This is a genomic window from Streptomyces sp. IBSBF 2435 (assembly GCF_036815005.1).
In the GTDB taxonomy this organism is placed as follows: Bacteria; Actinomycetota; Actinomycetes; order Streptomycetales; family Streptomycetaceae; genus Actinacidiphila.
Map to the genome: position 1 here is coordinate 1 of NZ_JAJSYW010000013.1, position 24,849 is coordinate 24,849.

A 24,849-nucleotide genomic window follows, 5' to 3' on the forward strand; every position below is an offset into this window, starting at 1 on the left:
GCGTCGTACTGCCCCCGCCGCCGGACCGGACTTCCGTTGCGCCGCCCCCGGCACGGACCCCCGCTCCTTCGCCTGCCCCGCCGCGTCAGGCCGTTCCCGCACCGGCGGCCCCGGAGCGGCCGGATTCCAGGAGCGTGGCCATCGACCGGGGGCACGGCAATGAGCTGAACATCAAGCTGGCCGGTTTCGCGCCGGGCGCGGAGGTGACGGTCTCCGTGTACACCGACACCAGCGCCTCCGGCGGTCCCGCGGGCCAGAAATCCGTCTCCGTCAAGGACGACGGGACCTGCGAATTCGGCGCCTTCCCGATGGACGCCCACGGGGCCTATTGGGTGGTCGCGGACGGCGTCCGGTCGAACTCCTATCAATGGGCGGGGAAATGACAACCGGTGAACGCCCGTCCGCCGACCGCCGCACCGGGGTCAGACCGCCTCGTTGCTCGCCTCGGCCGTGGCCTGCTCGATGTGGTCGCGCACCCGGTGTTCCGGCAGCCGGCACCGCAGGGCCAGCAGGTAGACGGCCGCGGCCAGCGCGAGATTGACCACGAAGCCCCAGCCGAGGCCGATCCAGCCGCGCCCGCCGTCGTAGTCGCCGGCCCAGCTGGTCAGGGCCAGGCCGCCGAGCCAGGGCAGCGTCCAGGTCGCGCCCGCCTTCCAGTCCAGCTGCGGGCTCGTGCCCCGGGCGGCCAGCTCCAGGACCACGAGCAGCACGAAGCCGATGCCTATGGTCGCGAACAGCTTCCAGTTGGTGTTCCAGCCGGCCCAGTAGACGATCAGGTTCGCGGAGTACAGCCCCAGGAAGGGGATCAGGTCGCCGCCGGGCACCTTGAAGGGCCGCTCGTGGTCGGGTATCTGGCGGCGCATCGCGGCCAGCACCAGCGGCCCCGAGCCGAAGGACAGCACCGTCGCGGACGTGATGAAGCCGACAAGCTGCTGCCAGCTGGGGAAGGGCAGGAAGACCACCAGGCCGAGCACGAACGTCACCACCAGGCTGACCAGCGGCGCCCCCCGCCTGGTGGTGCTCGCCAGGACCTGGGGCGCGTTGCCGTTGCGGGCCATGGCGTACGAGATACGGGCTGTGACCGTCGTGTAGATCAGGCCGGTGTCGGCCGGGGAGATCACCGCGTCGGCGTACAGCAGATACGCCAGCCATCCGAGGCCGATGGCGCTGGCGATGGCCGCGAGCGGGCCGAAGTCGTCGGCGAACTCCAGGTTCAGCCAGCCGCCCGAGGACGCCAGGTCGTGCCCGGGCACCGAGCCCAGGAAGGCGACCTCCAGCATGATGTAGATCACGGCGGTCAGCAGCACGGAGCCGATGATCGCGAACGGCACATTGCGCCGCGGGTTGTCCGTCTCGCCCGCCAGCTCCACCGCCTGCCGGAAGCCGAGGAAGGAGAAGGTGATGCCGGCCGTCGAGATGGCGGTGAAGACGCCCTTGGCGCCGCCGGGCGCGAATCCGCCGTACTGGGACGCGGTGAAGTTGTGGCCGTGGAAGGCGGTGATCAGGAAGGCCGCGATCACCAGCAGGATGATCCCCAGCTTCCACCACACCAGCACATTGTTGACCCGCGCGAACCAGCGGATGCCGAAGTAGTTCAGCGCCACGAAGAAGGCCATGGCCACGACCGCGACCGCGTACCCCAGGCCGGTCAGCGTGTACGCCCCCGACGCGTGGTGGTCGGTGAAGTGCGCCCACCGGGTCGCGTACTGGAGCGCGCCCTCCACCTCGATGGGTGCCACGGTGGCCGCGGCGACCCAGGTGATCCACCCCATGGTGTAGCTGGCGAAGGAGCCGAAGGACAGGTGCGGGAAGCGCACCACACCGCCCGAGACCGGGAACATCGTGCCGAGTTCGGCGAAGCACAGGCCGATCAGCAGGATCATGACCGCCGCGATCGCCCAGGAGAAGATCGACGCGGGACCGGCCACCTTCGCCGCGTTGAGGGCGCCGAAAAGCCAGCCGGAACCGATGATCGAGCCGACACCGGCAAAGAGCAGGCTGACCCTGCCCATGTCCCGGCGCAGCCTGGGGGCGCCTTCCGGCGACCCGCCCGCCGACCCCTCCGTACGCCCTGACACCGTCGTCATGCGTTCCCCCTTCCCGCCGTGCAGGCCGCGGGCCGCCGGACGGCCTGCGCTGCCTTCACCTGGCGGCCTGCCCGGAGATCTGCCGGGCATGCCGGGGGCGGCGGCGAGGACTTACTCCTGCTGCGGAATGGTCGCCGTCTCCAGGAAGAACTGGTCGATGCTGCGGACCGACTGCAGGAAGTCGTCCAGATTGACCGGCTTGGTCACGTACGCGTTGGCGTGCCGCTGGTAGGCCGCGCTCACGTCGGCCGGGGTGGCCGAGGTGGTGAGCACCACAACGGGGATGGTGCACAGGTCGTCGTCCTCCTTGAGGACGGCGAGCAGCTCACGGCCGTTCATCCGCGGCATGTTCAGGTCGAGCACGATCAGGTCGGGCCGCGGGTTGGCCGGGGAGCGCAGGTACTCCAGCGCCTCGACGCCGTCGTCGGCCCGCCCGATGGCGCGGGCGATACCGCGGTCGGTCAGGGCCTCCTCGATCAGCAGCGCGTCGGCGGGGTCGTCCTCGACGAGGAGCACGTGGTAAGCGCGGTGGGGTACAAGGGCGTTCACTGTGGTGCTCCTGTTGCTCTGGGCGGGGATCGGACGGGAGGGCGGTCGTGCGGTGAAGACCAGTCCTGGCCAGCGTCGGCGGGCGCCCTGGCGCGTGATGCCCCAGGCCCGCCCGAGATCGGGATAGGTGGCGCCGCCGAGGGCGGCGGCGGAGGCGGCGTGTGTGGCGCGGCTCTCAACCGCACGCAGGATGTAGGACAGCGCCTGGAGCCGGGCGAGCGCCTCCGCGGCGCGTTCGTCCGACGGGCTCCCGCCGCGGGGCGGCGTACCCTGTCCTGAGCCTGGATGGGGGGTCTGCCGGTCGTGCAGAGCCTCGGTGGCAAGCCACCGCGCAAGATCGTCCACCGCCTGCTCGGCGAGCGAACTGAGCTGGTCGTGGCCGCTGTGGAGAGTGGGAGGCTTGCCGGACACCACTGGACTATATGCAGTCGCCTGTGCGCCTGACAACCAGTGTTGTCCTGCGGGTACGATGGCGCGGCCGAAGCGGGCCGCGGTGAGAAACGCCGGGGTCGTCCCGCCGTTTGGCAGGGGGCACGTGCGTGAGGGGGTGTGATGGCGATGGCAGGCAGGACACGAGGGCAGACCCCCGGAAATGAGGGGAGGACGCCGATGGCGGGCTGGACGACGCGGCGCTGGCTGTCGACCGGTGTGGCCGCGGCCCTGGTGGTGCTGCTGGCGCTCGGCGCGGCGGGCGGCTGGGTGCTGGCCCGCTCCTCGACCCTGTCCGGCCGGGTGATCGATGTCGACACCCCGGCGCTCGTCGCCGCGGTACGGCTGGAAGGCGCGCTGACCGATCAGGAGACCGGTGTACGGGGCTACGGGCTGGCCGGCCAGTCGATCTTCCTCAGCCCGTACCACACCGGTGCCGACAATCAGCGCAAGTACACCGGACAGCTGCGCGCCCTGATCGGCGGCAACCGTGCCGCCGTCGCCGACCTGGACGAACTCGACCGGCGCATGGAGCAGTGGCAGCAGCGGGTGGGCCGCCCGGTGGCCACCGCACCGTCCGGCGCCCCGGTCGCCCTGGCCGCGCAGCGCGCCGACGAGGGCAAACGCGACTTCGACAGCGTCCGCGAGGCCTCCGCGCACCTCCAGCAGACCCTCCAGCGCCACCGCGACCACTCCCGCGCCGACCTGCGCTCCACCGGGGTCCTGCGCAACTGGATCTTCGTGCTGATCGCCGGCGTGATCCTGGCGCTGACCGCCGCGGTCTTCGCCGGACTGCGCCGGGGCGTCACCCGGCCCCTCGAACACCTGTCGAGCGACGTGCGCCTGGTCGCCGCCGGACGGTTCGACCACCCGGTCGACCCCATGGGCCCGGCCGACCTGCGGCAGCTCGCCGCCGACGTGGAGTCGATGCGCGGCCGGCTGGTGCACGAACTGGAGTTCACCGACAGGGCCCGGCTCCAGCTCGACGAGCAGGCCACCGATCTGCGCCGGTCGAACGCCGAGCTGGAGCAGTTCGCCTACGTGGCCTCGCACGACCTCCAGGAACCGCTGCGCAAGGTCGCCAGCTTCTGCCAGCTGCTCCAGCGCCGCTACGCCGAGCAGCTCGACGACCGCGCCGGGCAGTACATCGGCTTCGCGGTCGACGGCGCCAACCGGATGCAGACCCTCATCAACGACCTGCTGGCCTTCTCCCGGGTCGGGCGGCTGCACACCGAGTCGTCCTCGGTGGACCTGGAGGCGCTGTTCAAACGCACCGCCGACGTCCTGAGCATGGCGGCGGAGGACTCCGGCACAGAGCTGAGCCACGACCCGCTGCCCGAGGTCACCGGCGACCCCACCCAGCTGGGGATGCTCTTCCAGAACCTGCTGTCCAACGCGATCAAATTCCGCAGCCCGGACCGCACGCCGCAGGTCCGGCTGACCGCCGGCTACGACGAGGACGACGGCCTGTGGCACTTCGCGGTGGTCGACAACGGCATCGGCATCTCGCCCGAGTTCGCCGAGCAGGTCTTCGTCATCTTCCAGCGGCTGCACACCCGGGAGAGCTACCCCGGCAACGGCATCGGCCTGGCACTCTGTAAGAAGATCGTCGAATTCCACGGCGGGACCATCGGGATCGATCCCGAACACAGCCCCGGAACTCGTATCACCTTCACACTGCCAGGTTCGGCGCCAGCCGCGGTCGCCGCCGTGGCCGAGGAGACCCAGCGGTGAAGCAGGCAGAATTCGATCCGGCGTACGCGCCGGGCGATACCCGACTCCGGATCCTGCTCATCGAGGACGACGCCGGGGACGCGCTGCTGGTCGAGGAGTATCTCGCCGACACCACGCTGGCGGTCGATCTGCACTGGGTGCAGAATCTCGCCGACGGCATGGCCGAAGCGGCCCGCAGGACACCCGACTGCGTCCTGCTCGACCTGCACCTGCCCGACGCCATGGGCCTCGGCGCGGTACGCCGGATGCAGGCCGCGTGCCCGCCGGCCGCCGTCATCGTGCTGACCGGACTTGCCGAGGACCACGCGGGACCCGAGGCCGTGGCCTCGGGCGCGCAGGACTACCTGGTCAAGGGATCGGTCAACGGCGAACTCCTGGACCGCGCGGTCCGCTACGCCGTCCACCGCAAGCAGGCCGAGCAGACCGCCGCGCAGCTGCGGGTCAACCAGCAGCGGGCGCAGGAGAACCGGCGCCTGGAGCGGGGACTGCTGCCGGTGCCGATGCTCACCGCGGGCTCACCGGTCGTCCCGACGTCCTGCTATCTGCCCGGCCGCGCCGGGGCGCTGCTGGCCGGGGACTTCCTCGACGTCGTGGAGACCGCGGACGGCACGGTCCACGCCGTCATAGGGGACGTCAGCGGCCACGGGCCGGACGAGGCCGCGATCGGGGTGTGCCTGCGCATCGCCTGGCGCACCCTGATCCTCGGCGGCCACCGGAACGGCGAGCTGCTCGCCCTCATGGAGCGGATCCTGGTCGCCGAGCGCACCTACTCGGCGATGTTCGCCACCGTCGCGACGCTCTCCATCGATCCCGCCGCGGGCCGGGCCGACATCACCCTCGCGGGCCACGAGACGCCCCTGCTGGTCGAGGCCGGGACCGCGACCCCGGTGGACTCCCGGCCCGGCATCGCGCTCGGCCTGCTGCCGGGCACCGAGGACTGGCACACCACACCGGTCAAGCTCCCCGCGGCGGGCGCGCTGCTGCTGCACACCGACGGCCTGACCGAGGGGCACGCGGGCAGCGGTCCCGACCGGCTCGGCACGGACGGACTGATCTCGGTCATCGGGGCGGCTCCCTCCGCGCACGGCCAGGACCTCATCGACCATCTGACCAGCGTCACCCGCGACCTCGACGCGGGCCGCCACCTGGACGACATCGCCGTACTGCTGCTGACCTGGGACTTCGCCCACCGCGTCCCGGCGCCCAGGAGCCGGTGACGCGGAGCGCGGCGGGGCGGCCGCCCGCGGTGCCTGCCTGAGGAGACCGGGGGCGCCGCAGCGGCGGCCCGGGGCTCCGGGCCGCCGGAATCGCCGAGTTGTCCACAGGCTCCGCCACGGCCTTCGCGGGCGGACCTCCCGGCTCGGTACGATTCACCGTGCGGCGACCGCTCGCCGCACAGCCCCGTACGGCCTCAGTCAGGAGCAGACCGGTGTCAGACCTCCGTGTGATCATCAAACGCGATTCCGCCGAACCGGAAGAGCGGACGGTCACGACGGGCACGACCGCGGCCGAGCTGTTCCAGGGGGAGCGCTCGGTGGTCGCCGCCCGGATCGGCGGCGACCTCAGGGACCTGGCCGCCGCGGTGGCGGACGGCGACGAGATCGAGCCGGTCGACATCACCAGCGAGGACGGGCTGAACATCCTGCGGCACTCCACCGCGCACGTCATGGCGCAGGCCGTGCAGGAGCTGTTCCCCGAGGCCAAGCTGGGCATCGGGCCGCCGGTCAAGGACGGCTTCTACTACGACTTCGACGTCGACAAGCCCTTCCACCCCGACGACCTCAAGGCCATCGAGCGGAAGATGCAGGAGATCCAGAAGCGCGGCCAGCGCTTCTCGCGCCGGGTCGTCACCGACGAGCAGGCCCGCGACGAACTGGCCGCCGAGCCGTACAAACTGGAGCTGATCGGCCTCAAGGGCTCCTCGGCCACCAGCGAGGACGGCGCCGACGTCGAGGTGGGCGCAGGCGAGCTGACCATCTACGACAACCTGGACGCGAAGTCCGGCGAGCTGTGCTGGAAGGACCTCTGCCGCGGCCCGCACCTGCCGACCACCCGCAACATCCCGGCGTTCAAGCTGATGCGCAATGCCGCCGCCTACTGGCGGGGCAGCGAGAAGAACCCGATGCTCCAGCGGATCTACGGCACCGCGTGGCCCACCAAGGAAGAGCTCAAGGCGCATCTGGACTTCCTGGAGGAGGCCGCCAAGCGCGACCACCGCAAGCTCGGCTCCGAGCTGGACCTCTTCTCCATCCCCGAGCAGATCGGCTCGGGCCTGGCCGTCTTCCACCCCAGGGGCGGCATCATCCGCCGGGTCATGGAGGACTACTCGCGCCGCCGGCACGAGGAGGAGGGGTACGAGTTCGTCTACACCCCGCACGCCACCAAGGGCACGCTGTTCGAGATCTCCGGGCACCTGGACTGGTACGCCGACGGCATGTACCCGCCCATGCAGCTGGACGAGGGCACGGACTACTACCTCAAGCCCATGAACTGCCCGATGCACAACCTGATCTTCGACGCGCGCGGCCGTTCCTACCGCGAACTGCCGCTGCGGCTCTTCGAGTTCGGCACCGTCTACCGCTACGAGAAGTCCGGCGTCGTGCACGGCCTGACCCGCGCGCGCGGCTTCACCCAGGACGACGCTCACATCTACTGCACCAAGGAGCAGATGGCCGACGAGCTGGACTCGACGCTGACCTTCGTGCTCAACCTGCTGCGGGACTACGGGCTCACCGACTTCTACCTGGAGCTGTCCACCAAGGACCCGGAGAAGTACGTCGGCTCGGACGAGGCGTGGGAGGAGGCCACCGAGACCCTGCGCCGGGTGGCCGAGAAGCAGGGCCTGCCGCTGGTCCCCGACCCGGGCGGCGCCGCCTTCTACGGGCCGAAGATCTCCGTCCAGACCCGGGACGCGATCGGCCGCAGCTGGCAGATGTCGACCGTGCAGCTCGACTTCAACCTGCCCGAGCGCTTCGACCTGCAGTACACCGCTCCGGACGGCTCCCGGCAGCGCCCCGTCATGATCCACCGGGCGCTGTTCGGCTCGATCGAGCGGTTCTTCGCGGTGCTGCTGGAGCACTACGCGGGCGCCTTCCCCGCCTGGCTCGCCCCGGTGCAGGCGGTCGGCATCCCCATCGGCGACGCGCATGTGCCGTATCTGCGGGAATTCGCCGGTGAGGCCAAGCGCCGCGGGCTGCGGGTCGAGGTGGACGCGTCCTCGGACCGGATGCAGAAGAAGATCCGCACGCACCAGAAGCTGAAGGTGCCGTTCATGATCATCGTCGGCGACGAGGACATGACCAACGGCACGGTCTCCTTCCGCTACCGCGACGGCTCGCAGGAGAACGGCGTCCCGCGCGACCAGGCGCTGGCCAAGCTGGTCGACGTCGTGGAGCGCCGGGTCCAGGTCTGACCGCCGGCCCGACAGCTGCCCCCGTGCCTCAGCGGCCCGGGGGCAGCTCGCCCTCGCGGGCGAACACCTGGTAGAGCCAGGAGGAGAAGGAGCCGGTCACCGCGCCCAGCAGGGCCAGGCCCATCACCATCAGGAAGGCCGCGATGACCCGGCCGAGCGGGGTGACCGGGGTGACATCGCCGTAGCCGACCGTGGTGAGCGTCTCGCAGGTCCACCAGGTGGCGTCGCCGAAGGTGCGGATGGTCGCCCCGGGGGCGTACCGCTCCTGCTGGTAGACCGCGAGCGCCCCGGAGAAGCCGATCAGCACCGCCGTCATGCCCGCGTACGCGATCACCCGGGCGTACAGGCTCAGCCGCGGTTCCTCGCGGCGGCGCTGGAGGACCTCGTAGAGGTGCACCACGCGCAGCGGGCGCAGCAGCGGCAGCAGCAGGACGACGGTGTCGAGCAGGTGGTCGCGCACATAGCGGGGGCCGAAACGGCGGCCGGCCAGCCGCAGCCGGTGCAGGTAGTCCACCAGGAAGACGGCCCAGGCGAAGCCCAGCAGGCCCAGCAGCACCGCGTGCCAGGCCGAGGGCAGCCCGGGGGTCAGCACATGCGCCGCGTAGGCGCCGAGGTAGAGCAGCGACATCAGGAACAGCGGGATCTCGCTGCGGTTCTCCCACCGGGTCAGCCGGCCTCCGTCGTCGTCCATCCGGCCAGGATCTCGGTACGCCCCCGGCGGCAGGCCCGGCGACACGCTCCGGGCGGTCGAAGTCCTATGCTGATCCGCATGACGAGTGAGCCGGAACACGGGCAGGGAGCGGGGGTACCGGACGCCTTCCAGCGGCTGTGGACCCCGCACCGCATGGCGTACATACAGGGCGAGAACAAGCCCACAGGTCCCGGCGCCGGTGACGGGTGCCCCTTCTGCGAGATCCCGGCCGAGTCGGACGAGGACGGGCTCGTCATCAGCCGCGGCGCGCACGTCTACGCGGTGCTGAACCTCTACCCGTACAACAGCGGGCATCTGATGGTGGTCCCGTACCGCCATGTCGCGGACTACACCGAGCTGGACCCGGCGGAGACCGTGGAGCTGGCCGAGCTGACCAAGCGGGCGATGACCGCGCTGCGGGCCGCCTCGGGGGCGCAGGGCTTCAACATCGGGATGAACCAGGGCGGGGCGGCCGGCGCCGGGATCGCCGCCCACCTGCACCAGCACGTGGTGCCGCGCTGGGGCGGCGACGTGAACTTCATGCCGGTCGTCGGCGCCACCAAAGTGCTGCCGCAACTGCTCGCCGACACCCGCAAGATGCTCGCGGACGCCTGGCCGCACTGACCGCCGCGCCGCGGCCGGCCGGGAACCCCCGGCCGGCGACGGCGGAGCCGCCAGCGTCTAGGCGTCGTACGCGTCGGCCTTCTTGGGCTCCGCGCTCTGGACCTGGCCGCTGAGCGCCATCGAGCGGCTGCTGAAGTGCGAGGTGTCCACGCCGTTCTCCGCCATGACCTGGATCGCGGCGGCGTGCACCGCCCGCAGCACCGGCGTCGCCGTACGCAGCGCGTCGTCGGCCATGAAGCGGTGCGGCCACGGCTTGTCCACCCAGGTGTGGCGCAGCCCGAACGGCTCGGGCAGCGACAGGGTGCCGCCGAGGTGGTCGAGGACGGAGGGGAACCAGGTCAGCGGCGCCCGGGCGGCGAGCCTGACCACCTCGCCCGAGTCGATCAGCGGCAGCTGGACGGTCCTGGTCTCCCAGAACTTGACCGACTTGCTGACCGTCTTGGACTTGCCGGGCGGCCCCGAGGTGAACAGCGAGTTCACCGGGCCGAGCGCGTGCGCGGTGACGTCCACCCGCAGGGTGTGGGCGAGCACCGTCACGGTCACCATCAGCGTGATGACGAGGTTGCCCTCCCACAGGGTGAACTGGATGCCCAGGTAGTGCCGGTTGCCCTTGCCGAACTGCTGGGTGTTGCAGATCCGCTGGACCTCGAAGTCCTTGACGGTGAAGCCGTCGACCTCGGGTCCTGTCGGGCGGGAGATGCTGCCGGCGCCCTCACCCACGGGGACCACCACCCAGTGCCGTATCGACGGCTTGGTGAAGCCGCCGGTGTGCAGCGGGGTGCGCTCCAGCATGCGCAGCCGGTCGTGGATCGCCCGGATCACGTCCCAGCTGCGGAAGGGGTTGATGTCGGTGACACCCTCCGCGGGGATCAGCTCCTCGGCCATGTGCCAGGCGCCCCAGCGGCTGCCCATGCCCAATATGCCCTTGGGGCCCGCGTAGAAGACGACATTGCTGCGCTGCTCCGCCGAGAGCTTCACCAGCGACTGCCGCAGGGTCTCGGCACGCACCTGGTTGGGGTTGCGGGGGACCGCCTCGGGGATCTTGGCGCCGACCCCGGACCCGGCGACCAGGCCGCCCCAGCGGTCGCGCAGGTCCTTCGCGGTGTGCTCGCAGATCCGCTTGGCCCAGAACCAGCCGATGACCGGGGCGATCATCATCACCCGGAAATACTGCTGCCAGAAGCCGGAGAAAGGCGGCTTGATCGCGAACAGCGCGGCCAGTACGACCATGACGGCGATGACGGCGCCGCCCAGGGCGCCGTAGCGGTTGCCGCTCGCCTTGAGGCTGGCCAGCGACCTGCGCAGCTGGAAGGCGCCGAGCCAGAGCAGCACACCGGGCAGGAAGAGCACCCCGAACGCGCCCATGAGCACGGTCAGCTTGGTGTCGCGCTCCTGCCGGATGCGGTTGGCGGCCAGGCAGTGCTCGACGACGGTCTGCGGCTCCACGCCGAAGGACTGCACGAGCTGATTGCGGGCACCGCCGAGCATGCGGACCTGTACGGCGCGGGCGAAGGCCTCGCCGAGGTTGGGCTCGAAGAGCGAGAGCCTCGGCGGCTTGGCCGAGGCCGCCTCGTTGATGGCTATCAGCGCGGCGACCGGCGAGTCGCGGTAGGCCGCGGACGCCAGCGCCTGCGTGGCGCCGGTCTCGCCGTCGGTGCCCGTCAGCGGGACCTGCGCCCCCGGGCTGAAATCGAACCCGTCCGTCACCGAAGCCCCCAGTCCGCCGTTACGCCCGCCACCACGCGGCTCCGACCGGCCCATTCCCCGCCGGAGCACGCATCACACGTTCGGAGCAGTCACCAGATTAGCGGCGCAGCGGCCCGCAGGTGCCGTGAGCCGCCGATCGTCCGTCAATGTGCATACCCCCGTGGGGGGGGGGGGGGGGGGGGGGGGGGGGGGGGGGGGGGGGGGGGGGGGGGGNCGCAAGGTGCGTGGAGCCGCCTTTGGTCGGTAAATGTGGGGGCCCCCGGGGGGGGGCCCCCCCCCCCCCAGGTCCCGCCCAGCCTTCGCACAGGCCTTGCCGGAGGCCCCCGCGCCGGCCCGGCGGAAGGCCCGCGAAGGCGTCCCGGGAGACCGCGTACAGGCGAGGCGGCCTCGACGGCGCCCGCGGTCTTCCGACCCTCCCGTGACCGCCAGGTCGCGTCCATACGTGGTGACATGGCCGGTCGGCGCGGCCCGCTGTTCGACCGGCGGCGGCGGCCCCGGCGGTGCCTGGCGCTCCGGCCGCGCGGCGGCTGGCTACGATGGGCCATCCGGCGGCGGTCTCGGGGCCGCCGCGATCACATCCTCCGACCCGTCGGGAAGGCCATGCTGAACAAGTACGCGCGTGCGTTCTTCACGCGTGTTCTCACGCCGTTCGCCTCATTTCTCCTGCGCAAGGGGGTCAGTCCCGACACGGTGACCCTGATCGGCACCGCGGGAGTGATGGCAGGTGCGCTGGTCTTCTACCCCAGGGGCGAGTTCTTCTGGGGCACCGTCGTCATCACCCTGTTCGTGTTCTCCGACCTCGTCGACGGCAACATGGCCCGGCAGGCCGGCGTCTCCAGCCGCTGGGGCGCCTTCCTGGACTCCACCCTCGACCGGGTCGCCGACGCGGGCATCTTCGGCGGCCTGGCCATGTGGTACGCGGGCAGGGGCGACAACCTCGCGCTGTGCGCGGTGGCCATCTTCTGCCTGGCCAGCGGCCAGGTCGTGTCGTACACCAAGGCCCGCGGCGAGGCCATCGGCCTGCCCGTCAACGTCAACGGCCTGGTCGAGCGCGCCGAACGGCTGGTCGTCACGCTGGTGCTGTGCGGCTTCTCCGGGCTGCACAAATTCGGCGTGCCCGGCATCCAGTACCTGCTGCCGATCGCGCTGTGGGCGGTCGCCGCGGGCAGCCTGGTCACCCTGATCCAGCGGGTGGTGACCGTGCGCCGGGAGTCCGCGGAGGCGGACGCGGCACTGGCCGAGCAGAGGAGCGGCGTGTGAAGGAGCGCCTGATCGACAGCCTGTACGGAGCGGGCTGGGGCGCGGTCAAGACGCTGCCGGAACCCGCGGCCCGCGCACTGGGCCGCACCGTCGCCGACGCGGCCTGGCGGCGGCGCGGCAAGGGGGTGCAGCGGCTGGAGTCCAATCTGGCCCGGGTGGTGCCGGACGCCGACCAGGCGCGGCTGCGCGAGCTGTCCAGGGCCGGCATGCGCTCCTACCTGCGGTACTGGATGGAGTCCTTCCGGCTGCCGGCCTGGAGCAGGGACCGGGTCAGGGCCGGCTTCGAACCCGCCGACGTGCACTACCTGACCGGCGGCCTCGCGGCGGGCAACGGGGTCGTCCTCGCGCTGCCGCACATGGCCAACTGGGACCTGGCGGGCGTCTGGGTCACCACCAAGCTGGAGACGCCCTTCGCCACCGTCGCCGAGCGCCTCAAGCCCGAGTCGCTCTACGACCGCTTCGTCGCCTACCGCGAAGGCCTCGGCATGGAGGTGCTGCCGCACACCGGGGGCAGCGCGTTCGGCACCCTGGCCCGCCGGCTGCGCGACGGCGGCCTGGTCTGCCTGGTCGCCGACCGCGACCTGTCCGCGTCCGGCGTCGAGGTCGACTTCTTCGGCGAGAAGACCCGGATGCCGGCCGGACCCGCGCTGCTCGCCCAGCAGACCGGCGCACTGCTGCTGCCGGTCACCCTGTGGTACGACGACTCACCCGTGATGCAGGGCCGGGTGCACCCGCCGGTCGCGGTGCCCGACAGCGGGAACCGCGCCGAGCGCACCGCCGTGATGACGCAGGCGCTCGCCGACGCGTACGCCTCCGGGATCGCCGAGCACCCGCAGGACTGGCACATGCTGCAGCGGCTCTGGCTGGCCGACCTGGCTCCCCGGGCGGCCGACAGTCCGCCGCCCGCGGCGGCCGACCGCACCGGAACGGGGACAGCGTGAGGATCGGGATCGTCTGCCCGTACTCCTGGGACGTCCCCGGCGGGGTCCAGTTCCACATCAGGGACCTCGCCGAGCACCTGGTCGCGCTCGGCCACCACGTCTCCGTACTGGCGCCCGCCGACGACGAGACCCCGCTGCCGCCCTACGTCGTCTCGGCCGGCCGCGCGGTCCCGGTGCCCTACAACGGCTCGGTGGCCCGGCTGAACTTCGGCTTCCTGTCCGCCGCCCGGGTCAGGCGCTGGCTGCACGACGGCGCCTTCGACGTCGTCCACATCCACGAGCCGACCTCCCCCTCGCTCGGGCTGCTCGCCTGCTGGGCCGCGCAGGGGCCGATCGTGGCCACCTTCCACACCTCCAACCCGCGCTCGCGGGCGATGATCGCCGCGTACCCGATCCTGCAGCCCGCGCTGGAGAAGATCAGGGCGCGCATCGCGGTCAGCGAGTACGCCAGGCGCACCCTGGTCGAGCACCTGGGCGGCGACGCGGTCGTCATCCCCAACGGCGTCGACGTCGGCTTCTTCGCCCGCGCCGAGCCGCGCAAGGAGTGGCAGGGCGACACCATCGGCTTCATGGGCCGGATCGACGAGCCCCGCAAGGGCCTGCCGGTGCTGATGCGCGCGCTGCCGGCGATCCTCGCCGAGCGCCCGCAGACCCGGCTGCTGGTCGCCGGCCGCGGCGACGCGGAGGAAGCCGTCGCCCCGCTGCCCGAGCCGATGCGCGGCCGGGTCGAATTCCTCGGCATGGTCAGCGACGAGGACAAGGCGCGGCTGCTGCGCAGCGTCGACCTGTACGTGGCGCCCAACACCGGCGGCGAGTCCTTCGGCATCATCCTGGTCGAGGCGATGTCGGCCGGAGCGCCCGTGCTGGCCAGCGACCTCGACGCCTTCGCGCAGGTGCTCGCGCAGGGCGAGGCGGGGGAGCTGTTCGCCAACGAGGACGCCGGCGCGCTGGCGACCGCCGCCCTGCGGCTGCTCGCCGACCCGGAGCGCCGCACCGCGCTCAGCGGCCGGGGCCGCGCGCACGTACGGCGCTTCGACTGGTCGTCGGTCGGCGCGGACATCCTGTCGGTCTACGAGACCGTCGCCGACGGCGCCGCCCATGTCGCCACCGACGAACGCACCAGGCTGCGCGGCTTCTTCGGCCCCGCACGCAGGTAGCCTTGCCGCCCGTGACCACCACCATCATCTGGATCGCGGTGGCGCTCGTCGCCGTCGGCCTGTACCTGAGCTGGACTGCGGGGCGCCTGGACCGGCTGCACGCCCGTATCGACGCGGCCCGCGCCGCCCTGGACGCCCAGCTGCTGCGGCGGGCCTCGGTCGCGCAGGAGCTGGCGACCGCCGGGGTGCTCGACCCGGCGGCGTCCATCGTGCTGTACGAGTCCGCGCACGCCGCCAGGCAGGCCGAGCCCGACCAGCGGGAAGTGGCCGAGAGCGAACTGAGCCAGGCGCTGCGCGCCGTCTTCCCCGACCTGGAGGCGGTCGGCGAGGTGCGCGGGGCGCCTGGCGGGACCGCGGCGATCGGCGAGCTGACCCAGGCGGTGCGCAAGGTGCCGATGGCGCGGCGCTTCCACAACGACGCGGTCCGCGCCGCCCGCGCCGTCCGCGAGCACCGGCTGGTGCGCTGGCTGCGCCTCGCCGGGCACGCGCCCTTCCCGCCGGCCTTCGAGATGGACGACGAGCCGCCTCCGCCGCTGACCACGGAGGGCGCGGGCGCCCGGTGAGCAGTACGCCGACCGGTACGCGCGACGGTGCGGCCGGGGCTACGGTACGGGTGCCGACGGGAGCCACCCGCGGCGAATTGGCCCTTTTCCGCCGCCCCCCGTGGCCGGAAGATGGCATTGGCCCTGGTGGTAAGCCGGGGCGACAACCGCCGTTCACCAGCGAGTGAGGTCACCGTGTCCACCACACCGTCCACCGCAAGCAGCCCCGAGACCGGCACCGCGCGCGTCAAGCGCGGCATGGCCGAGCAGCTCAAGGGCGGTGTGATCATGGACGTCGTCACACCCGAGCAGGCCAGGATCGCCGAGGACGCCGGAGCCGTCGCGGTCATGGCGCTGGAGCGGGTGCCCGCCGACATCCGCAAGGACGGCGGCGTGGCCCGGATGTCCGACCCCGACATGATCGACGGCATCATCGCCGCCGTGTCCATCCCGGTGATGGCCAAGTCCAGGATCGGCCACGTGGTCGAGGCCCAGGTGCTCCAGGCGCTGGGCGTGGACTACATCGACGAGTCCGAGGTGCTGACCCCGGCCGACGAGGTCAACCACTCCGACAAGTGGGCCTTCACCACCCCCTTCGTCTGCGGCGCCACGAACCTCGGTGAGGCGCTGCGCCGGATCGCCGAGGGCGCGGCCATGATCCGCTCCAAGGGCGAGGCCGGCACCGGCAACGTGGTGGAGGCGGTCCGCCACCTGCGGCAGATCAAGGGCGAGATCGCCCGCCTCAAGGGCCTGGACAACAACGAGCTGTACGCGGCGGCCAAGGACCTGCGCGCCCCTTACGAGCTGGTCAGGGAGGTCGCCGAGCTGGGCAAGCTGCCCGTCGTACTGTTCTCGGCCGGCGGTGTCGCCACTCCCGCGGACGCGGCCCTGATGCGTCAGCTCGGTGCCGAGGGCGTCTTCGTCGGCTCCGGCATCTTCAAGTCCGGCGACCCGGCCAAGCGCGCCGCGGCCATAGTCCGCGCCACCACCTTCTTCGACGACCCCAAGGTCATCGCGGACGCCTCCCGCAACCTCGGCGAGGCCATGGTCGGCATCAACATCGACACCCTCCCCGAGTCCGAGCACTACGCCAACCGCGGCTGGTAAGCACCGATGCCCCGTCCCACCATCGGCGTGCTCGCCCTCCAGGGCGACGTACGCGAACACCTCACGGCGCTGGCCGCGGCGGACGCCGCGGCCAGCCCGGTCCGCCGCCCCGAGGAGCTGGCGGGGATCGACGGCCTGGTCATACCGGGCGGCGAGTCCACCACCATCTCCAAACTGGCCGTGCTCTTCGGGGTGATGGAGCCGCTGCGGGCCGCGATCCGCGCAGGCCTGCCGGTCTACGGCAGCTGCGCCGGGCTGATCATGCTCGCCGACAAGATCCTCGACCCCAGGTCGGGCCAGGAGACCTTCGGCGGTATCGACATGATCGTCCGCCGCAACGCCTTCGGGCGGCAGAACGAGTCCTTCGAGGCGGGCGTCGAGGTGGCGGGCGTCGAGGGCGGCCCGGTCGAGGGCGTCTTCATCAGAGCGCCCTGGGTCGAGTCGGTCGGCGCGCAGGCGCAGGTGCTCGCCGAGTACGGCGGCCACATCGTCGCGGTCCGGCAGGGCAACGCCATGGCCACGTCATTCCACCCGGAGCTGACCGGCGACCACCGGGTGCATGAACTCTTCGTGGCCGCCGTGCGCGCCGCTGCCTGACCGGATCCCGGTAGGATCGACCGCGCGACGAAGAACAGCAATGGGTGACGCGAAGGAGACTGTCGGATGTCCGGCCACTCTAAATGGGCTACGACGAAGCACAAGAAGGCCGTGATCGATGCCAAGCGCGGCAAGCTCTTCGCGAAGCTGATCAAGAACATCGAGGTCGCGGCCAGGACCGGTGGCGCCGACCCCGACGGCAATCCGACGCTCTTCGACGCCATCCAGAAGGCGAAGAAGAGCTCGGTCCCCAACAAGAACATCGACAGCGCGGTCAAGCGCGGTGCCGGCCTTGAGGCGGGCGGCGCCGACTACCAGACGATCATGTACGAGGGCTACGGCCCCAACGGGGTCGCGGTCCTCATCGAGTGTCTGACCGACAACCGCAACCGCGCCGCCTCCGACGTCCGCGTCGCCATGACCCGCAACGGCGGCTCGATGGCCGACCCCGGCTCGGTGTCGTACCTGTTCAACCGCAAGGGTGTGGTGATCGTCCCCAAGGGCGGGCTGGGCGAGGACGACGTGCTCGGCGCGGTCCTGGACGCCGGCGCCGAGGAGGTCAACGACCTCGGCGAGTCCTTCGAGGTGATCAGCGAGGCCACCGACCTGGTGCCGGTCCGCAAGGCCCTCCAGGAAGCCGGCATCGACTACGACTCGGCGGACGCCAACTTCCTGCCCACCATGCAGGTGGAGCTCGACGAGGACGGCGCCCGCAAGATCTTCAAACTGATCGACGCGCTGGAGGACAGCGACGACGTGCAGAACGTCTTCGCCAACTTCGACGTCTCCGACGAGGTCATGGAGAAGGTCGACGCCTGACGGTCGGTCAACTCGCCGTACGAGGGCGGGCCGGCGGGACATCCCCCGTCGCGCCCGCCCTCGTTGTCGGTGCGACCGGCTAATCTCCAGGTGAGACCGGACGGCAGTGCGGGAGCGGTGCGAGCGGAGGGGGAGCGGTGCGGGTGCTCGGCGTGGACCCGGGTCTGACCCGGTGCGGTATCGGCGTGGTGGACGGCACCGCCGGCCGCCCGCTGACGATGGCCGGCGTCGGCGTCGTGCGGACCCCGGCCGACGCGCCGATCGGCGACCGGCTGGTGCTGATCGAGCAGGGCATCGAGGCCTGGCTCGACGAGCACCGGCCCGAGGTGGTCGCCGTGGAGCGGGTCTTCAGCCAGCACAATGTGCGCACCGTGATGGGCACCGCACAGGCCAGCGCCGTCGCCATCCTGTGCGCCGCCCGCCGCGGACTGCCGGTCCACCTGCACACCCCCAGCGAGGTCAAGGCCGCCGTCACCGGCAGCGGCCGGGCCGACAAGGCGCAGGTCGGCGCCATGGTCACCCGGCTGCTGCGGCTGGACGCGCCGCCCAGGCCCGCGGACGCCGCCGACGCCCTGGCGCTGGCCATCTGCCACATCTGGCGCGGCCCGGCCACCGACCGGCTGCGGCAGGCCGTCGCCGCGCAGTCCGCCGCGGGCCGCGCCGCCGCAGCCGTGGCCGCGGCCCGTACCGCGCCTTCCGCCGCCACCGCGGCCCGGGCCACCGCCGCCCGGGCCGCCCGCACCGCCGCCGCAAGCAACCGGGAGTCCGCCACGTGATCGCCTTCGTCAGCGGCCAGGTCGCCGCACTCGCCCCCGACACCGCCGTCATCGAGGTCGGCGGCATCGGCATGGCCGTGCAGTGCGCGCCGAACACCCTGGCCGCGCTGCGGATCGGCCGGCCCGCCCGGCTGGCCACCTCGCTGGTGGTCAGGGAGGACTCGCTCACCCTCTACGGCTTCTCCGACGACGACGAGCGGCAGGTCTTCGAGCTGCTGCAGACCGTGAGCGGGGTCGGCCCCCGGCTCGCCCAGACGATGCTGGCCGTGCACGCGCCCGACGCGCTGCGGACCGCGGTCGCCGCGGGCGACGAGAAGGCGCTGACCGCGGTGCCCGGTATCGGCAAGAAGGGCGCGCAGCGGCTGCTGCTGGAATTGAAGGACCGGCTCGGCGCACCGCTGGGCACCGGCGGCGGTGCGGCCGGCACCCCGGCCGCCGCGTCCTGGCGCGAACAGCTGCACGCGGCGCTGCTGGGCCTGGGCTATGCCACCCGGGAGGCGGACGAGGCCGTCGCCGCCGTCACCCCGCAGGCCGAGGCGGCGGCCGAGCCGAATGTCGGCGCCCTGCTGCGCAGCGCCCTGCAGTCGCTCAACCGCACCCGCTGACCCCGGCCGCCGCCACGGCCCGAGCCGCCACCGACCGCCACCGCTCTGACCCGAGAGACCATCCATGAACTGGGACGACGCCGCAGAAGCCGCACCCGACCGCCTGGTCGGCGGCGCGGCGGACAGCGAGGACCAGGCCGTCGAGGCTGCGCTGCGGCCCAAGGACCTCGGCGAATTCGTCGGCCAGGAGAGGGTCCGCGAGCAGCTCGGCCTCGTCCTGGAGGCCGCCCGCAAGCGCGGCGGCACCGCCGACCACGTCCTGCTCTCCGGCGCACCGGGCCTGGGCAAGACGACCCTGTCGATGATCATCGCCGCCGAGATGGGCGCCCCCATAAGGATCACCTCGGGCCCCGCCATCCAGCACGCGGGCGACCTGGCCGCGATCCTTTCCTCGCTCGCCGAGGGCGAGGTGCTCTTCCTCGACGAGATCCACCGGATGTCCCGCCCGGCCGAGGAAATGCTGTACATGGCCATGGAGGACTTCCGGGTCGACGTGATCGTCGGCAAGGGCCCGGGCGCCACCGCGATCCCGCTGGAGCTGCCGCCCTTCACCCTGGTCGGCGCCACCACCAGGGCGGGACTGCTGCCGCCGCCGCTGCGGGACCGCTTCGGCTTCACCGGGCACATGGAGTTCTACGCCCCGGCCGAACTGGAAAGGGTGATTCATCGCTCGGCCGGCCTGCTGGATGTGCAGATCGACACAGCGGGCGCCGCCGAGATCGCCGGCCGCTCCCGCGGCACCCCGCGGATCGCCAACCGGCTGCTGCGCAGGGTCCGGGACTACGCGCAGGTCAGGGCGGACGGGCTGGTCACCAGGGAGACCGCGGCCAAGGCCCTTGAGGTCTACGAGGTCGACGCCCGCGGCCTGGACCGGCTGGACCGCGCGGTGCTGCACGCCCTGCTGAAGCTTTTCGGCGGCGGCCCGGTCGGCCTGTCCACGCTCGCCGTCGCGGTCGGCGAGGAGCGTGAGACCGTGGAAGAGGTCGCCGAGCCCTTCCTGGTACGGGAGGGGCTGCTGGCCCGCACCCCGCGGGGCAGGGTGGCCACCGGCGCGGCATGGACGCACCTGGGCCTCGTACCCCCGCAGCACGCCGGGGGAGCGGGGGCGGGGGCGGGACCGGGACAGACCGGGCTGTTCGGTTCGTGACACCGGCGTACTCGTCGGTTCAGGAACCTGAGTGCCATGCTTGGCGTTGTTCCAGCGGCGAAGCAGCGCTTAGACTCCGCCGACGCCCTTCCTCCGGATCGGCACTCATATCCCGAAACCCAGGCCAGTCCCGCTGGCCGTGCGAAGGAACGTCCAGACCGTGAATCCCCTGATCTTCATCTTCATCATCCTCATCGGCGGCATGCTGCTCATGACCAGGTCGGCCAAGAACAAGCAGCGCCAGGCCCTGGAGATGCGCAACAAGATGGAGCCGGGCTCCGGCATCCGCACCATCGGCGGCATGTACGCCGTGGTGAAGGAGGTCAACGAGGAGACGGTCCTGCTGGAGCTCACGGACGGCGTGCACGCGCACTTCACCAAGGGCGCCATCTCCGCCGTGCTCAGCGAGGACGAGTTCAACCGGATCGTGCACGGCATCGAGCCGGAGGACCCCGAGCACGAGGACGGCACGGACGCCGGGTCCGCGGACGGCGCGGCCGAGGGGCACGAGAACGCCGACGCGGTTACCGGGGAGACCGCGGCGACGGGCGAAGGTCACGCACAGGACTCGGGTGAGGACCGTGTGGAGCTGAAGAAGACCGAGGACGAGTCGGGGCTGGGCGGCTCCGACTCCACCAAGTAAGGGTCCGGTTCGCGCAACACTCGTCACCACCCGTGAGCGCGCAGGCTCCGGTGCGTAGGACAGGGAGAAACAAGAAGGTGGCAGCAGCCAAGAAGGGCCGCAGGTCGTCCTCGGGGAGTCAGGGCTACCCCGAGCGCGCGCTGGCCGTGATCCTCATCGCCCTGGTGGCGATGACCGGAGGCATCTTTCTCTCCGGCGACACCACACCCCGGTTGGGCATCGACCTGGCGGGCGGCACCAGCATCACGCTGACCGCCAAGCCCAACCAGGGCAGTGCGGTGAACAAGGCCAACATGAACACCGCGGTGAGCATCATCGGCAACCGTGTCAACGGTCTTGGCGTCTCCGAGGCGGAGGTGCAGACCGAGGGATCGAAGAACATCATCGTCAACATCCCGAAGGGCACCGACGCCAAGCAGGCCGAGGACCAGGTCGGCACCACGGCCCAGCTGTACTTCCGCCAGGTGCTCGCGGTCGCCAGCGGTGTCCCGTCGCCGGCCACCCCGGCCCCGTCCGGCAGCGCCACTCCCTCGCCGTCGTCCTCCGCCGGCAGTACCGCGACCCCGAAGGCGAGCGGCTCCCCCTCGGCCAGCACCGGCTCCCAGGGCCGCGCCGTCACCGGCGCGCTGACCTCCGGTGTGAACAAGGCGCCCACCCCGCTGCCCACCAGCCCGCCGGCCACCGACCCGGGGACCACCGACCCGGGCACCGCCACCGGCAGCGGCGACCTGTCGGTCCCGGCCGACCTCCAGGCGAAGTTCACCGCCCTCGACTGCTCCGACGCCAAGCAGCGGCAGGCGGTCACCGAGGGTGCCAAGCCGACCCAGAAGGTCGTCGCCTGCGGTGAGGAGGGCGGCCAGTGGTCGAAGTACGTGCTCGGCGCGTCCCTCATCGACGGCAAGCGCATCTCCGGCGCCAACGCCGCCTTCGACACCCAGCAGGGCAACGGCTGGGTGGTGAACCTGACCTTCGACTCCAAGGGGGCCAGCCAGTTCACCTCCGTCACGGGCGACCTGTCCAAGCAGACCGACCCGAACAACCGCTTCGCCATCGACCTGGACGGCGAGGTCAAGTCGGCCCCCTCGGTCGCCCAGGCACTGCCCGGCGGCAGCGCCCAGATCTCCGGCTCGTTCAAGCAGAACGACGCCGAGGACCTGGCCAACGTGCTCAAGTACGGCTCGCTGCCGCTGGCCTTCGAGCCCTCCGACATCACCACGGTCTCGGCCGCCCTCGGCGGTGAGCAGCTGCGCGGCGGCCTGATCGCCGGCGCCGTCGGCCTGGCGCTCGTCGTGCTCTACATGTTCGCCTACTACCGCGGCCTGAGCTTCGTGGCGATCCTGAGCCTCCTGACGTCGGCCGCGCTCACGTACACGATCATGTGCCTGCTCGGCCGTGCCATCGGCTTCGCGCTGAACCTGCCGGCGGTCGCCGGTGCGATCGTGGCCATCGGTATCACCGCCGACTCCTTCATCGTGTTCTTCGAACGCATAAGGGACGAGTTGCGCGAGGGCCGGTCTCTCCAGCCCGCCGTCGCCCGCGGCTGGCCGCGGGCCCGGCGCACCATCCTGGTGTCGGACTTCGTGTCCTTCCTGGCCGCCGCCGTCCTCTACGTCGTGACCGTCGGCAAGGTCCGAGGCTTCGCCTTCACCCTCGGCCTGACCACGCTGCTCGACGTCGCCGTGGTGTTCTTGTTCACCAAGCCGCTGATGACGATCCTCGCCCGCCGCGCGTTCTTCGCCGACGGCCACCGGTGGTCCGGCCTGGACCCGAAGAGCCTCGGGGTCAAAGCGCCGCTGCGCCGTGTCCGCCGCACCCACAGCTCCGAGACGAAGGAAGCCTGATGTCCAAGATCAGCACTCTCGGTCACCGGCTGCACAGGGGCGAGGTCAGCTACGACTTCGTGGGCAAGCGCCGGCTCTGGTACGGCGTGTCCATCCTGATCACGGTCGCCGCGGTCGTCGGGCTTGTGGTGAACGGCCTCAAGCTGGGCATCGAGTTCTCCGGCGGCGCGGTCTTCACCACGCCCAAGACGTCGATCTCGTCGTCCCAGGCGCAGGACAGGATCGCCGGCGACACCGCGGGCCACCACGCCACGATCCAGAAGCTGGGCAACGGCGGCCTGCGCATCCAGGTCAGCGACATCTCCACGGCGACCTCCAAGGACGTCCAGCAGAAGATCGGCGAGGACCTCAAGATCACCCCGTCGAAGATCGACGCGGAGATCGTCGGCCCGAGCTGGGGCAAGGAGATCTCCCGCAAGGCCCTCCAGGGGCTGATCATCTTCCTGGTCCTGGTGGTGGTCTACCTGGCCATCGCCTTCGAGTGGCGGATGGCGGCGGCGGCGCTCGTCGCGCTGCTGCACGACATCACCATCACCACCGGGGTCTACGCGATCGTCGGCTTCGAGGTCACCCCCGGTACGGTGATCGGCCTGCTCACCATCCTCGGTTACTCCCTGTACGACACCGTCGTCGTCTTCGACGGTCTCAAGGAAGCCACCAGGGGCATCACCAAGCAGAACCAGCGCACCTACAGCGAGGCCGCCAACCGCAGCCTCAACGGCACCCTGGTGCGGTCGATCAACACCACCGTCGTGGCGCTGCTGCCGGTCGCCGCGCTGCTGTTCATCGGCGGCGGCCTGCTCGGCGCCGGCGTGCTCAACGACATCGCGCTCGCGCTGTTCGTCGGCCTCACCGCCGGCGCGTACTCCTCGATCTTCATCGCGACCCCGATCGTGGCGGACCTCAAGGAGCGCGAGCCGCAGATGCGCGCGCTGCACAAGCGGGTGCTGGCCAAGCGCGCGTCCGACGCGCAGAAGGCGAAAGAGGCCGAGGCCCGCGGCGAGGACCCGCGCGACCTCGACGAGTACGACGACGAGGCCGACCACCCGGAGGACGACGACGAGGAGGCCACCGCGTCCGCGGCGGCCGGCGTGGTCGCCCCCCGCTCGCAGGGCGCCACGCGCAGCCCGCGCACCCCGTCGGGCAGCCGTGGCACCCGAGGCCGCAACCGCCCCTCGGGCAAGCGGCGCTGATCCGCGGGAAAGACGCAGGAACGGTACGCACAGGCCGCCCGGGTCCGCACGACCGGGCGGCCTTCGCGTGCCGTGCGGGTGACAATGCCGGGGGAGACATCCATCAGGAAGCCGAGGAAGACAAGCGCGATGACCACCACGGAGACCGCGTCCGCCGAGCTGCGCGAACTGCTGCTCGCCCACATCAGGGACGTACCGGACTACCCGGAGCCCGGCGTGATGTTCAAGGACATCACGCCCCTGCTGGCCGACCCGGTGGCCTTCGGCGCCCTGGTCGACGCGCTGGCCGCGCTGTGCACCGAGCGCGGCGCCACCAAGGTCGTCGGTCTCGAAGCGCGCGGCTTCATCCTGGCCGCGCCGGCCGCCGTCCGCGCGGGCCTGGGCTTCGTCCCGGTGCGCAAGGCCGGCAAGCTGCCGGGCGAGACCCACGGGCAGGCGTACCAGCTGGAGTACGGCACCGCCGAGATCGAGGTGCACACCGACGCCTTCGCGCCCGGCGACCGGGTGCTGCTGATCGACGACGTGCTGGCCACCGGCGGCACCGCGCAGGCCAGCCTGGATCTGGTCCGCCGCACCGGCGCCACCGTCGTCGGCGTGGCGGTCCTGCTGGAGCTGGCCTTCCTCGGCGGCCGGCAGCGGCTGCTCCCGGCCCTGGGCGACACCCCGCTGGACGCGCTGGTCACGATCTGACACGCACGCCCCGGAGCCCCCGCGGGGCCGCCACGCGCCCGTACAGTGCCGTACGGGCCGCCGCGGCCCCGCGCAGGGGCTGCCGGGGGCGTCCGGCGGCGGCCGGGGGCTCCGCCCGCCCGGGTGTCGGCCCAGGTCGTTACCATGGGTGTTCTACCCCGCGTGAGGAGTGCACTTGCCAGACCAGGCCCAGCCACTCGACGCAGCGAGCGGTACCGAACCGGCCGCACGCGGCACGGACGCGCCCGAGCAGGACGCCGCTGAGCAGGACGCGCCGCAGGGCGCCGCGCCCGGCGTC

At 71.8% G+C, this 24,849-nt stretch carries 23 protein-coding genes; 19 read left to right on the top strand and 4 right to left on the bottom strand.

Annotation, left to right across the window (positions count from 1 at the left end; genetic code table 11):
- Window positions 1-134: 134 nt before the first annotated feature.
- Window positions 135-383, top strand: coding sequence for a hypothetical protein (locus V7E46_RS04470; protein ID WP_333767181.1), 249 nt, complete (start codon window positions 135-137; stop codon window positions 381-383).
- A 39-nt stretch (window positions 384-422) separates the two neighbouring features.
- On the opposite strand, the gene V7E46_RS04475 is transcribed toward V7E46_RS04470, so the two are convergent.
- Window positions 423-2,087: an APC family permease gene (locus V7E46_RS04475; protein WP_333767182.1), complete on the bottom strand. Its 1,665-nt coding sequence runs from the start codon at window positions 2,085-2,087 to the stop codon at window positions 423-425.
- A gap of 111 nt (window positions 2,088-2,198) precedes the next feature.
- Window positions 2,199-3,047, bottom strand: a complete 849-nt coding sequence (locus tag V7E46_RS04480; RefSeq protein ID WP_333767183.1) for a response regulator — start codon at window positions 3,045-3,047, stop codon at window positions 2,199-2,201.
- Window positions 3,048-3,245: 198 nt separating this feature from the next.
- On the opposite strand from V7E46_RS04480, the gene V7E46_RS04485 reads away from it, so the two are divergent.
- The 3 genes from V7E46_RS04485 to thrS all read left to right on the top strand — a co-directional run bounded on the left by V7E46_RS04485 (window position 3,246) and on the right by thrS (window position 8,211).
- Window positions 3,246-4,799 (top strand): sensor histidine kinase, encoded by a 1,554-nt coding sequence (locus V7E46_RS04485; protein ID WP_333767184.1) that lies wholly within the window; start codon window positions 3,246-3,248, stop codon window positions 4,797-4,799.
- Window positions 4,796-6,016, top strand: coding sequence for a PP2C family protein-serine/threonine phosphatase (locus V7E46_RS04490; RefSeq protein WP_333767185.1), 1,221 nt, complete (start codon window positions 4,796-4,798; stop codon window positions 6,014-6,016). Before V7E46_RS04485 ends, V7E46_RS04490 begins: the two co-directional genes overlap by 4 nt.
- Before the next feature lie 212 nt (window positions 6,017-6,228).
- On the top strand, window positions 6,229-8,211 hold the full coding sequence (gene thrS / locus V7E46_RS04495) for a threonine--tRNA ligase (RefSeq protein WP_333767186.1): 1,983 nt from the start codon (window positions 6,229-6,231) through the stop codon (window positions 8,209-8,211).
- 28 nt (window positions 8,212-8,239) lie between these two features.
- Here thrS and V7E46_RS04500 read toward each other — a convergent pair whose 3' ends face one another.
- A complete protein-coding gene (locus V7E46_RS04500; RefSeq protein ID WP_333767187.1) occupies window positions 8,240-8,902 on the bottom strand; it encodes a potassium channel family protein in 663 nt (220 codons plus the stop codon).
- 66 nt (window positions 8,903-8,968) lie between these two features.
- On the opposite strand from V7E46_RS04500, the gene V7E46_RS04505 reads away from it, so the two are divergent.
- Window positions 8,969-9,526 (top strand): HIT family protein, encoded by a 558-nt coding sequence (locus V7E46_RS04505; protein WP_333767188.1) that lies wholly within the window; start codon window positions 8,969-8,971, stop codon window positions 9,524-9,526.
- Window positions 9,527-9,583: 57 nt separating this feature from the next.
- On the opposite strand, the gene V7E46_RS04510 is transcribed toward V7E46_RS04505, so the two are convergent.
- Complete coding sequence (locus V7E46_RS04510) at window positions 9,584-11,233, bottom strand: hypothetical protein (RefSeq protein WP_333767189.1); 1,650 nt, start codon at window positions 11,231-11,233, stop codon at window positions 9,584-9,586.
- Window positions 11,234-11,833: 600 nt separating this feature from the next.
- Here V7E46_RS04510 and pgsA point away from each other — a divergent pair.
- The 14 genes from pgsA (at window position 11,834) to V7E46_RS04580 (ending at window position 24,551) form a co-directional block, all read left to right on the top strand.
- The gene (pgsA, locus tag V7E46_RS04515; RefSeq protein ID WP_333767190.1) at window positions 11,834-12,493 is read left to right on the top strand and encodes a phosphatidylinositol phosphate synthase; all 660 of its coding nucleotides are present in this window, start codon (window positions 11,834-11,836) and stop codon (window positions 12,491-12,493) included.
- Complete coding sequence (locus tag V7E46_RS04520; RefSeq protein WP_333767191.1) at window positions 12,490-13,434, top strand: phosphatidylinositol mannoside acyltransferase; 945 nt, start codon at window positions 12,490-12,492, stop codon at window positions 13,432-13,434. Before pgsA ends, V7E46_RS04520 begins: the two co-directional genes overlap by 4 nt.
- Window positions 13,431-14,591 (top strand): glycosyltransferase family 4 protein, encoded by a 1,161-nt coding sequence (locus V7E46_RS04525; protein WP_333767192.1) that lies wholly within the window; start codon window positions 13,431-13,433, stop codon window positions 14,589-14,591. The genes V7E46_RS04520 and V7E46_RS04525 overlap by 4 nt, the downstream gene beginning before the upstream one ends.
- A 2-nt stretch (window positions 14,592-14,593) precedes the next feature.
- Complete coding sequence (locus V7E46_RS04530; protein ID WP_333767193.1) at window positions 14,594-15,154, top strand: hypothetical protein; 561 nt, start codon at window positions 14,594-14,596, stop codon at window positions 15,152-15,154.
- 174 nt (window positions 15,155-15,328) lie between these two features.
- Entirely contained in the window at window positions 15,329-16,240 is a 912-nt protein-coding gene (gene pdxS, locus V7E46_RS04535; RefSeq protein WP_329180703.1) for a pyridoxal 5'-phosphate synthase lyase subunit PdxS, read from the top strand.
- Window positions 16,241-16,246: 6 nt separating this feature from the next.
- Window positions 16,247-16,837: a pyridoxal 5'-phosphate synthase glutaminase subunit PdxT gene (gene pdxT / locus V7E46_RS04540; protein WP_333767194.1), complete on the top strand. Its 591-nt coding sequence runs from the start codon at window positions 16,247-16,249 to the stop codon at window positions 16,835-16,837.
- Window positions 16,838-16,903: 66 nt separating this feature from the next.
- Window positions 16,904-17,656 (top strand): YebC/PmpR family DNA-binding transcriptional regulator, encoded by a 753-nt coding sequence (locus V7E46_RS04545; RefSeq protein ID WP_259438807.1) that lies wholly within the window; start codon window positions 16,904-16,906, stop codon window positions 17,654-17,656.
- A 137-nt stretch (window positions 17,657-17,793) separates the two neighbouring features.
- A complete protein-coding gene (gene ruvC, locus V7E46_RS04550) occupies window positions 17,794-18,432 on the top strand; it encodes a crossover junction endodeoxyribonuclease RuvC (RefSeq protein ID WP_333767195.1) in 639 nt (212 codons plus the stop codon).
- Window positions 18,429-19,037 (top strand): Holliday junction branch migration protein RuvA, encoded by a 609-nt coding sequence (gene ruvA / locus V7E46_RS04555; protein WP_329180712.1) that lies wholly within the window; start codon window positions 18,429-18,431, stop codon window positions 19,035-19,037. Before ruvC ends, ruvA begins: the two co-directional genes overlap by 4 nt.
- Window positions 19,038-19,101: 64 nt before the next feature.
- On the top strand, window positions 19,102-20,184 hold the full coding sequence (gene ruvB / locus V7E46_RS04560; protein ID WP_329180713.1) for a Holliday junction branch migration DNA helicase RuvB: 1,083 nt from the start codon (window positions 19,102-19,104) through the stop codon (window positions 20,182-20,184).
- 160 nt (window positions 20,185-20,344) lie between these two features.
- Window positions 20,345-20,827: a preprotein translocase subunit YajC gene (gene yajC / locus V7E46_RS04565; protein WP_333767196.1), complete on the top strand. Its 483-nt coding sequence runs from the start codon at window positions 20,345-20,347 to the stop codon at window positions 20,825-20,827.
- Between the two features lie 77 nt (window positions 20,828-20,904).
- Window positions 20,905-22,668 (top strand): protein translocase subunit SecD, encoded by a 1,764-nt coding sequence (secD, locus tag V7E46_RS04570; protein ID WP_333767197.1) that lies wholly within the window; start codon window positions 20,905-20,907, stop codon window positions 22,666-22,668.
- The gene (gene secF / locus V7E46_RS04575) at window positions 22,668-23,861 is read left to right on the top strand and encodes a protein translocase subunit SecF (protein ID WP_333767198.1); all 1,194 of its coding nucleotides are present in this window, start codon (window positions 22,668-22,670) and stop codon (window positions 23,859-23,861) included. The genes secD and secF overlap by 1 nt, the downstream gene beginning before the upstream one ends.
- A 129-nt stretch (window positions 23,862-23,990) precedes the next feature.
- Entirely contained in the window at window positions 23,991-24,551 is a 561-nt protein-coding gene (locus V7E46_RS04580; protein ID WP_333767199.1) for an adenine phosphoribosyltransferase, read from the top strand.
- Window positions 24,552-24,849 lie beyond the last annotated feature (298 nt).

Excerpts from the sequence above, each read along its gene's own strand:
- secF (WP_333767198.1), top strand. The coding sequence starts at position 22,668 with ATGTCCAAGATCAGCACTCTCGGTCACCGGCTGCACAGGGGCGAGGTC.
- V7E46_RS04580 (WP_333767199.1), top strand. The coding sequence starts at position 23,991 with ATGACCACCACGGAGACCGCGTCCGCCGAGCTGCGCGAACTGCTGCTC.
- pdxT (WP_333767194.1), top strand. The coding sequence starts at position 16,247 with ATGCCCCGTCCCACCATCGGCGTGCTCGCCCTCCAGGGCGACGTACGC.
- V7E46_RS04500 (WP_333767187.1), bottom strand. The coding sequence starts at position 8,902 with ATGGACGACGACGGAGGCCGGCTGACCCGGTGGGAGAACCGCAGCGAG.
- V7E46_RS04545 (WP_259438807.1), top strand. The coding sequence starts at position 16,904 with ATGTCCGGCCACTCTAAATGGGCTACGACGAAGCACAAGAAGGCCGTG.
- ruvB (WP_329180713.1), top strand. The coding sequence starts at position 19,102 with ATGAACTGGGACGACGCCGCAGAAGCCGCACCCGACCGCCTGGTCGGC.
- pgsA (WP_333767190.1), top strand. The coding sequence starts at position 11,834 with ATGCTGAACAAGTACGCGCGTGCGTTCTTCACGCGTGTTCTCACGCCG.
- V7E46_RS04485 (WP_333767184.1), top strand. The coding sequence starts at position 3,246 with ATGGCGGGCTGGACGACGCGGCGCTGGCTGTCGACCGGTGTGGCCGCG.
- V7E46_RS04505 (WP_333767188.1), top strand. The coding sequence starts at position 8,969 with ATGCTGATCCGCATGACGAGTGAGCCGGAACACGGGCAGGGAGCGGGG.
- V7E46_RS04475 (WP_333767182.1), bottom strand. The coding sequence starts at position 2,087 with ATGACGACGGTGTCAGGGCGTACGGAGGGGTCGGCGGGCGGGTCGCCG.